This window comes from Actinophytocola xinjiangensis (assembly GCF_001921215.1).
GTDB lineage: Bacteria > Actinomycetota > Actinomycetes > Mycobacteriales > Pseudonocardiaceae > Actinophytocola > Actinophytocola xinjiangensis.
The window spans coordinates 31,963-40,992 of the sequence record NZ_MSIF01000044.1 but is presented as its reverse complement, the minus strand read 5'-3'; the positions used below and the strand labels follow the sequence as shown (position 1 = coordinate 40,992).

Annotated in this window: 7 protein-coding genes and 2 tRNA genes; 6 read left to right on the top strand and 3 right to left on the bottom strand. The window is 69.0% G+C overall.

The window, feature by feature from the left end; all coding sequences use genetic code 11:
- Nucleotides 1-587 precede the first annotated feature (587 nt).
- Nucleotides 588-1,472, bottom strand: a complete 885-nt coding sequence (locus BLA60_RS40885) for a peptidoglycan DD-metalloendopeptidase family protein (protein ID WP_245812505.1) — start codon at nt 1,470-1,472, stop codon at nt 588-590.
- 308 nt (nt 1,473-1,780) lie between these two features.
- On the opposite strand from BLA60_RS40885, the gene BLA60_RS40880 reads away from it, so the two are divergent.
- From BLA60_RS40880 to BLA60_RS40860, 5 genes are all read left to right on the top strand, one after another.
- Nucleotides 1,781-2,926, top strand: a complete 1,146-nt coding sequence (locus BLA60_RS40880) for a sensor histidine kinase (protein WP_075138481.1) — start codon at nt 1,781-1,783, stop codon at nt 2,924-2,926.
- Nucleotides 2,923-4,095 (top strand): hypothetical protein, encoded by a 1,173-nt coding sequence (locus tag BLA60_RS40875; protein ID WP_075138480.1) that lies wholly within the window; start codon nt 2,923-2,925, stop codon nt 4,093-4,095. The genes BLA60_RS40880 and BLA60_RS40875 overlap by 4 nt, the downstream gene beginning before the upstream one ends.
- On the top strand, nt 4,074-4,748 hold the full coding sequence (locus BLA60_RS40870) for a response regulator (protein WP_075138479.1): 675 nt from the start codon (nt 4,074-4,076) through the stop codon (nt 4,746-4,748). Before BLA60_RS40875 ends, BLA60_RS40870 begins: the two co-directional genes overlap by 22 nt.
- Before the next feature lie 56 nt (nt 4,749-4,804).
- Nucleotides 4,805-4,878, top strand: a tRNA-Asp gene (locus BLA60_RS40865).
- 14 nt (nt 4,879-4,892) lie between these two features.
- Nucleotides 4,893-4,966: transfer RNA gene (locus BLA60_RS40860), tRNA-Phe, on the top strand.
- Between the two features lie 123 nt (nt 4,967-5,089).
- Here BLA60_RS40860 and BLA60_RS40855 read toward each other — a convergent pair.
- Nucleotides 5,090-5,569, bottom strand: a complete 480-nt coding sequence (locus BLA60_RS40855) for a TSCPD domain-containing protein (RefSeq protein ID WP_075138478.1) — start codon at nt 5,567-5,569, stop codon at nt 5,090-5,092.
- Between the two features lie 119 nt (nt 5,570-5,688).
- Complete coding sequence (locus tag BLA60_RS40850; RefSeq protein WP_162293090.1) at nt 5,689-7,293, bottom strand: aminotransferase class I/II-fold pyridoxal phosphate-dependent enzyme; 1,605 nt, start codon at nt 7,291-7,293, stop codon at nt 5,689-5,691.
- 290 nt (nt 7,294-7,583) lie between these two features.
- Here BLA60_RS40850 and BLA60_RS40845 point away from each other — a divergent pair, with 290 nt between their 5' ends.
- Nucleotides 7,584-9,017 carry a helix-turn-helix domain-containing protein gene (locus BLA60_RS40845; RefSeq protein ID WP_162293089.1) on the top strand — a complete coding sequence of 478 codons (1,434 nt, stop codon included), beginning with the start codon at nt 7,584-7,586 and terminating at the stop codon, nt 9,015-9,017.
- The last annotated feature ends 13 nt before the right edge of the window (nt 9,018-9,030 follow it).

Sequence of the window (9,030 nt, the reverse complement as noted above, 5' to 3'; positions counted from 1 at the left end):
GATGCCACGCCGCTACGCGGGCATCCTTTCGTGAGGCAACGACTCACCTTCCCGGGCATTTTTGATGAGTCAACGCGCACCCCAAAACCCACCACCCCCACGACTAGAATGGAAATCGGGGGGATCCCCGTGCCAGGGGGAGTTCAATTCGCGGGGTGGCCGGTGGAACCGCCTGCGGTTCGGGCGGTGCGCGACGGGCGCGGACGACACGGACGACCGGGACACCGCCGCCGGACCAGCGAAGAAACCGGCGGTGGTGAGCCGGCGGCCTGGCAGGCGACGGGAGCCGTTGATCGAGCAGGGCCGTGGTGGCAGACAACCATGGTGGCGTCTCGATCAGGACACTGGCAACCCCAAGTGCTGTCGGCCGGCGTGGCGGCCGGTCGTGGGCGGTTGCTCCGCTGGCCGGAGCGGTGTTCGGTTGGCTGGGTCGGTGTGGTGGCCGGCCACGCTGGTGGCTGGGGTGGGTGGTCTGTTGACCGGGGTCGTGTTCGGTTGGTCGGCCGATTGGGTGGCGTGGCCGCCGATCAGCGTCGGTCGGCCCGGCGTGGCCGCCGACCACGGGGGTCGACGGCCGGGCGGCCGGGTCAGCCGACGAGGGCGCGCCAGGTGATCGGGCCGGCGTTGCCGTCCACCACCAGACGGTTGGCGCTCTGGAAGGTGCGGACGGCCGTGGTGGTCACCGAGCCGAAGTCGCCGTCCACGAGCAGGCCGGCGCTGCGCTTGTTGAGGGCGGTCTGGAGTCCCCGGACGTGGTGGCCCGACTTGCCCTGGCTGAGCGTGTACACGAGTTTCGGCCAGGTCAGCGGGCCGATCTGGCCGTCGGCGACTAGGCCCGCGCCGGACTGGAACTTCTTGGCGGCGTTCACCGACAGGGTGCCGTAGGAACCGTCCACCACCAGGTTGTTGCCGCGCTGGTTGAGCAGGTGCTGGATCACCGACACGGTCTGGCCGGCGGCCCCGGGGTCGAGGGCGGGCCAGCCGCCGCCCAGGTCGACGCCGCGGGCGGACAGGTAGTTCACCGGGTTGACGGTGCTGCCGAGCGCGCCGCTGTGGGTCTCGAAGTGGAGGTGGGGGCCGGTGACGTTGCCGGTCGCGCCCATGTCGGCGATGCGTTGGCCGGCGGCCACCCGCTGGTTGAGCGACACCCGGTACGTGTTCAGGTGCCCGTAGTACGTGTACACCCCGCCGCCGTGTGAGATGACCAGGGCGTTGCCGGTTCGCCCGCCCAGGCCGCCGCCCCACTGGCGGCGGATGACGGTGCCGGCGGCCGCCGCGTAGACGGCGGTGCCGGTGGAGTTGGTGACGTCCTGGCCGGCGTGGGCGCCGCCGGGGCGCGGGGCGCCGTAGTGGCCGCCGGAGGGGAAGTAGCCGAGCCCGGGGTTGCACCACGCGCCGTTGCGCAGGGTCGCGGCCGAGGCCGGGACGGCCAGGGCCGGCACCGCCACCAGGGCGGCACCCAGGGCGACCATCAGGCTCCGGCGGGACAGGCCCGTCGCGCCACAGGACTCACACATCTCGTTCCCCGATCAGTTGGACGGCCAGGCTGGGGATACTGACAGTGGCCGTAAGAAAAGGCCATAACTTCGGTGCAACTGGTAATGAATTGACCAATTCGGCCGATCGGTTTCGGCCGGTAAGGGCTGTGACCAGACGCGCCTACAGGGGCTTGCCACGGGCCTCCTAGTCTGTGCGGGTGACGCGTGTCGTCAGGCGAATGCCCGACAGGGATGCATAACAGTCGTATGTCATCCGGTAGTGTCATGGCCCGACTGACCCGATGCGTTTCAGATCCGGCGAGGTGACCGTGGCTGGACCGGCCGTGCGGATGCTGGATCGGTTCGGACGCCGGTACGCGGGCGCCGTCCGGGTCGTCACCCTGCCCCCGATCCTGGCCATCGCCCTGCTGCGCGCCTCCGGCGACCAGTACGCGAGCACGATCACCGTCGTCATCGTCATGGCCGCCTGGTCCTGCGGCTACGCTTGGTGGCTCAACCGCTCCGACTCCCCGCTCACCGGCGCCCTCCCGGTCGCCCTCGACGTCGTCGTGCTGCTCGCACTGTGCCTGAGCGTGTCGGCCGACCTGGTCGCCGAGACCAACACCGGCTGGATCCGGCTGCTGCTCACCTTCGCCTGCGTCGCCACCCAGTGGCACACCCGGCCGGTCACCGGGCTGGTGGCCGCGTTCACCACCGGCGGCGGGATGATCATCCTGTTCGTCATCGCCGACGCCGAGATGGGACTGTCGCACTGGTGGGTGCTGGTCGCCGCCAGCCTCTCCCGCGCCGTCTGGGTGCTGGTCACCCGGGCCGCCGAGCGCGCCGACCGGGTCACCCTCGCCGCCGAGCAGGCCCGGCGCGACTCCGCGGTGGCCGCCGCCGAACGCGCCGAGGAACGCGAACTGGCCAACTCGCTGCATGACACCGCCGCCACCACCCTGCTCATGGTCGGCGCCGGACAGGTCCCCGACGACGTGTCCTGGCTCGCCCCGCAGGCCCGCCGCGACCTGGACCGGCTGCGCTCCGACGGCGGCCCCGTCCCCGAACGCGCCGACCTCGTCGACCTGCTCAGCGCCGACCTCGACGCCACCATGATCAGTGTCGAGTTGTCTGCGCCACAACGACTTTCGCTGCCCTTCGAGGTCGCCGGAGCGATCGCCGGGGCCGCCGTCGAAGCCGTCAACAACGTGCGCCGGCACGCCGGAACCGACCGTGCCTGGGTGCGCGTCCAAGGTGACGCGGTGGCCGTCAGGGTGGAGGTCACCGACGAGGGCAGAGGGTTCTCGGTCGACGAGAGCTCGGTGACCCGACGCGGGCTGCGCGAGTCGATCTACGGCAGGATGAGCCGGATCGGCGGCGCGGCAACGATTTCGTCCACTCCTGGGGCTGGCACCGTGGTGTGCCTGGAATGGCGGGATGACGCGTGACCGACGCCGGTACCGACACCAGAACCGACGACAGAGCTGTCGACAGGGCCGCCGACAACGCGGACGACGTCGAGGCGCGGACCAGGATCCACCTGCAACGCAGCCTGCGGATCGCCACACTCATCGTGGCGATCGCCATCGTCTGCGGGCTCGGTCTGCTGAACCTGTTGCGGCAGCAGGACACCCACGACAACTTCGTCGTCCAGGTCATCGCCTTCGCCCTGCTCGCCGGGATCCTGGGGATGACCACGCTGCTGGTCGTGCTGCGGCTGCAGTGGGGCAGGTGGCGCCGGGCCGCGATCGCCGTCGTGTTCCTGGCCGTCGCGCTGTCCTACCTGACCCTGCCCGACGGCAAGACCTCGACCACCACCGACTGGATCTTCGGCGCCGCCAACTGGGTCGGCGTCGTCGTCCTGTTCGACCGTCCGTTCCGGACAACCGCCTCGTTCCTGGTGGCCCACGAGCTGTTCGCGCTGGGCAACCTCGTGCTGTTCCACGAAGTGGACCGGGCGTCACTCGCCCGGTTCGCCACCGGAACGGTCAGCGTGCTCGGCTTCCCGCTGTGCGTGGCCGTCGCCGCCGCCGTGCTCGCCTGGCTCGGCCGCGAAGCCGCCGCCGCCACCAGGGAACTGGAACGGGTGCGCACCGCCGAGGCCGTCGCCGCCGCCACCCACCGCCGCCGCACCCAACGGTTCGCCGAACTGTCCGACACCGCCGTGCCGCTGCTGGAGGGCCTCGCCGACGGCACACTGGCGCCCACCGACCCGGTCGTCCGCCGGCGATGTTCCATCGAGGCCGCCAGGATGCGCCGGCTGTTCGCCGAAACCGACTCGGTGGAGAACCCGCTGCTGCACGAGCTGCGGCACTGCGCGGACATCGCCGACCGCAAGGGCGTCGAGGTCGAACTGGACGCGCGCGGCCAGTGGCCGCAGCTGCCGGTCGCGGTGCGCCGCGACCTCACCGACGCCGCGCTCACCGCGCTCGCGACCGCGACCTCGTGGGCGCGGGTCACCCTCGTCGGCAGCGTGGACCTGGTGTCGGTCAGTGTGGTCGCCGACTGCGGCGAGTCGGGCGTACTCGCCCCGGCGACCCCCGAGGTGCGGATCGAAACCTTCGGCAGCGGCGGGACGATCTGGACGGAGGCGCAATGGCAGCCCATGGCGAGCTGATCACGGCGGTGATCGTGGACGACCACGCGGCCATCGCCGCCGGCGTGCGGTACTGGTGCGACCAGGCCGTCCCGCCGATCAGCCTCATCGACGCGGGCGACCGGCTGGCCGGCGTGTGGACCGGCCCCGGCGCCGACGCCGACGTGGTGATCTTCGACCTGGAGCTCGTGCCCCGCAACCCCGACTTCGGCGAACTGAGACGCCTGGTCGACAGCGGCCGGCGAGTGATCGTGTACTCCCAGCACTCGGAGAACGCGACCGCCATCAAGTGCATCGACCTCGGCGCGCTGGCGTACCTGACCAAACGCGAAGGCCCCGACCACCTCGTGCCGGCCATCCGCGCCGCCGCCCAGGGCCTGCCCTACACCGGCCCGTCCCTGTCCGGCGCCCTGGCCGCCGACGACGCCCCCGACCGCCCGCGACTGTCCCCCCGGGAGACCGAGGTACTGCGCGCCTGGTTCGCGTCCTCCTCCAAGGAACTGGTCGCCGCCAAGCTGCACATCACCGTCAAGACGGTCGACACACACATCGCCCGGGTCCGCGTGAAGTACGCCAACGCCGGCCGCCCAGCCAGAACCAAAAGCGAACTGGTGACCCGCGCCCTGGACGACGGCGTCATCACGTTGGCCGAGCTCAACGACGTCGCGCTGTAGTACGACGGCCCTGTGAGAGCGGTGTCAGGCGTCTGCTACAGTTCCACTCGTTGCCAGGCCCAGTGGCGCAGTTGGTTAGCGCGTCGCCCTGTCACGGCGAAGGTCGCGGGTTCGAGTCCCGTCTGGGTCGCTTCACTTTTCCTCGGCCAGGTAGCTCAGTTGGTATGAGCGACCGCCTGAAAAGCGGTAGGTCGGCGGTTCGATCCCGCCCCTGGCCACTGCTCTGAACAGCACAAACGCCCCGTCCGTGATCACGGACGGGGCGTTTGCGTCTCAGTTCTCGGCAGGTCCGCACGTCGGCCAGTGCTGGTAGCGCTTGGCGTGATGCCTGCGGTGATCGACTACGCGGTGGCGGCTCGCGGGTTCGGGGGTTGGCGGCGGGCCAGCGGGGTGGGGGCGTAGGCGTCGGCCGGGAGTGCGGCTTCTTCCTTGGTGGTCAGGACGCCGAGGTCCTTGCGGGTGTCGAACGGCAGCCAGTCGAGCGCGAGGCGCCGGGCGACCCAGTCCATGATGCTGGAGGCGTCGGGGATCTCGTCGTCGTCGGTCATGCCGAAGGGCTCGAACCGCAGGTCCCTGAGCTTGGCCACGATCGCCTCGGCGGGCACACCGTACTGCAGGGCGAGGGAGAGCATGATCGAGAAGGCGTCCATCATGCCGCCTGCGGTGGAGCCGTCCTTGCCCCATCTGGCGAACACCTCACCCGGGCGGCCGTCCGGGAACTGGTTGGTGGTCATGAACACCTCAGCGCCGTTGATCGTGACCGCGTGAGTGATGCCGTGACGGCGTCGTGGCAGTCGTTCGCGGGCGGGTGAGTGGTTCATCAAGGCACGCCTCCATGCACTATTTGTGGTGTCTTGTTTGTTTGCAACTACCAGATGTGGTGTTGGACCGTAGCGCAGGACACCGACGGTTTCGGGTGCGCCACGCCGACCCTGGTGGGTTAGTACCGCCGGTTCGCCAGGATCTGATCAAGGTCGGGCACGATGCGGTGAGCGCGCCCGAGCGCATGGTCGACGACCTGGTCGCGTCGATTGCCGAGTAGAGCGGTCGCGACGTCGTGGAAGCGCTGTACGGTCCGCACGATCGTGTCGGTGTCCACCGCGAGGTTCGTTCGCACCGTGAACCAGGCGTCGTCACCGTCATGCCCGAACAGCTCGCCGGGGAGTGCCGCGAGTCCGGACTCGGGGTTGTCGCCACCGTAGTAGAGCAGGACCGCGAGTGCCTCGACGCTGTTGCGGACCCGGTCGCCGAACAGGCCCCGTGCGATCCGCACCGGGACGTACCAGCCGCCTTGTGGCAGCTCGGTCCAGAACATGTCCCGGCGCAGGGTGGTGTTCAGGCTGGTGATCTCGCTGGCGAAGAAGCGGACCTGCTCCCGGTTCCAGATGTTCCATCGGGTGACCCAGTTCGCCGGAGTCAGGCAGATCGCGGCGGCGCTGACCAACTCGTTGGACTGCGGCACCCGGCCGTGGGAGAACACCGTCCGGTAGTGGGCCAGCGCGGTGCGAATGACCGGGCTGCGAGCGGTGGCGAACGCGACCCGTCCGGTTGGCAGGGTGAATGTCTTGGACGGGGTGACCACCGAGACACACCACGGGGCCATGCCAGGCGCCGCGCCGATCGGCATGGCGTCGATCCCATCGTGGAGGTAGGAGCCGACGTACACGTCATCACCCACGACGTAGGCGGGGTTGTCGGGGTGGTCCAGGTTGTGGGCCACGATCGCGGCAGCGAGGTCGTGGGCACGCTCCCGGGTCAGCACGTGACCGTCCAGGTTGTTGACCAACGGGACGTAGATCAGCCGGCCCGGCAGGTGTTCAGTCTCGGCAAGCCAGTCGGCGACGGTCGTACCGGTCAACTCGTCCTCGACGTTAATCGTGCCGCCGAACACCGCCGGCAGCAGCCGCAGTGACTGGTAGTAGCCGGACGGCGCGAGTAGCACACCGCCACGGTGGCGCAGTTCGTCGAATGTCCGGTGGCACATCAGCGCCGCGCAACATGCGAGGAACACGGCCTTCGCTCCTCCAGCGAAGATCATCACGTCGTCGATGTCGGACGGGATGCCGAGCTGGCGGAAATGCGCGCACATGAAGGCGCGAGCCTCGTCGTCGAACCCGGACGTCCCACCCCGGTACCAGCCGAGCCGATGTTCCCGGTCCGCGACATGGTTCAGGAACTCCTCGAGCATCCCGTCCACTTGATTTCGGTGATGGGCGAGGATGTTGAACGCTTCGCCGGACGATACCCGTGGTTGGTGGGCGCTGTCGAAGGCGGTCAAATCGTCGACGACGTAGCGTCCGGGGTCGGACTGGGCCCTCTCGCACACGTACCCAAACAATCCGCGACGATGTTCGAAGAACCACGAACCGAAATCCGTGACGATCTCATGTGGATCGGGTGAGCTGTGCGAGCCCTTGTAGAGCTTCACCACTTGGTACGCCGCTTTGGCGTCGTCAATCAGCTCGTAAACCGCTGTATACAGATCGTCGAAACATGTCTGTGGTAGCGCATTGAGGTTCGCGCCGCTGGCTGTCGGGGCGAGCATCCGGACTCCCCTTCGTTTGAGGACGGTTGCTGCCTTACCTGGAGAACGCACGTACCTACCGTCTCGTCGGCCGTCTCCGACTTCTACGCCTGCCGATATACCGAGTCGGTCTAGACCGACTCGGGCTGGTGGACCACGGTTATGCATATCTCGGTCGGTCGGCTCCACCACCGGAGGCCAGCGAAGGACGTTGCGGGGAGGATCCGTCACATCACGGCACGGAAGGGACGATGGCCGGCAACTCGGGACACCGCTGCCGAGCGTGCGGGTGCTCATTGCGTCGAGGGCACGTGGGCGTGCTGTGTGACCCCTGCGCACGCACGGCGCGTTCCTACGACCGATGCCCAGTTCCGGACGGCTTCTACGACACACCGTCCCTGCGCAGCGCCCTCGCCAACTACGACTTCGGCACGATCTTCCGTGCCGTTCGGGCACAAGCCACCCTCACCCAGGAGGAACTCGGGTTTCTCGTCGGACTACACCAACCGCGCGTCTCCGCCGTTGAGCGTGGCGACCACAAGATCCGTGATGTCGCGATCGTCGCCCGCATCGCTTCGGCGCTGGGTGTCCCAGCTCCGCTGCTCGGCTTCCACTCCTCGCCCGCAGGTAGCGTGCATGGCGAGGAGGTGGGTTGGGTGGATCGCCGGGACTTCTTCGGCGCGGTTGCCGCCATCACTCTCGGCGCTGGGCTGCATCCCGAACTCGAACGGATCGAGGCTCTCCTGCCTGTCCGTAGCGACCCGGCCCCTCCACGTCGGATCGGGGCCTCCGACGTGGAGGCGATCCAGGAGACCACGGAGGCGTTTCGGCAGTCCGACTACCGGCATGGCGGCGGTTTGTCCAGGGCGGCGGCGGTCGCGCAACTCGGTTACGTCCTCAAACTCCAGGACTCGCTGTGTTCCGACCAGGTGCACGCTCAGCTGCTGCTCGCGACAGCCGACCTCGCGATGGCGGCCGCGTGGATGACCTACGACGTGGAGCAGCACGAGGCCGCGCGCCGGCTGTGGATGATCGCGCTCGACACCGCGCGCCGTGCCGATCACCCATTCGCCGTGGACCTGACGGTGATCTTGTTGCTCGACCTCGCACACCAGGCGCTGCACCTCGACCGACCGGACGAAGCACTGCGGCTGGTGCAGCTCGCCGCGACGACAGCGACGACCCGCAGGTACCCGGTCAGTGCCAGTACCCGCAGCTACATCGCAGCGACCCTGGCCTGGTGCCATGCCTCCCTCGGTGACGCCGAGGCTTGTTGGCGTGCGCTGGGTGACGCCGAGCAGTCCTACGCCGATGCCGACCCCACGAACGCACCGCCGTGGGCGGCGAACGTGACTTCGGCGGAGATCGCGGCACAGCACGGCCACTCCTACTATCTACTGGCCCGGGCGGAGCCCGGCCACGCACCGAAGGCGGTCGAGCATCTCCGCGTCGCGGTGGACGGATTCGGGTCGGCCTACGCGCGCTCCCGCGCGGTCAACTTGCCTGGCCTTGCGGGGAGCTACTTCTACGTCGGCGACGTAGACGCGGCAGTGGCGACCGGACATGAGGCTGTGACCGAGATCGGCACACTGTCCTCCAAGCGGGCCTATGCCCGGCTGGCGGTACTCGACGATGCGGCGGCCCGGTTCGCCGCAGATTCGGCTGTCGCGGACCTGCGGGAGCGGATCCGGCGCGTGTCCGCCACGGCGGATTCAGGGCCCGCTGGCCACCGTGGCGTGATCTGATCGACGATCACAC

Excerpts from the sequence above, each read along its gene's own strand:
- BLA60_RS40885 (WP_245812505.1), bottom strand. The coding sequence starts at position 1,472 with ATGGTCGCCCTGGGTGCCGCCCTGGTGGCGGTGCCGGCCCTGGCCGTC.
- BLA60_RS40880 (WP_075138481.1), top strand. The coding sequence starts at position 1,781 with ATGCGTTTCAGATCCGGCGAGGTGACCGTGGCTGGACCGGCCGTGCGG.
- BLA60_RS40870 (WP_075138479.1), top strand. The coding sequence starts at position 4,074 with ATGGCAGCCCATGGCGAGCTGATCACGGCGGTGATCGTGGACGACCAC.
- BLA60_RS40855 (WP_075138478.1), bottom strand. The coding sequence starts at position 5,569 with ATGAACCACTCACCCGCCCGCGAACGACTGCCACGACGCCGTCACGGC.
- BLA60_RS40850 (WP_162293090.1), bottom strand. The coding sequence starts at position 7,293 with ATGCTCGCCCCGACAGCCAGCGGCGCGAACCTCAATGCGCTACCACAG.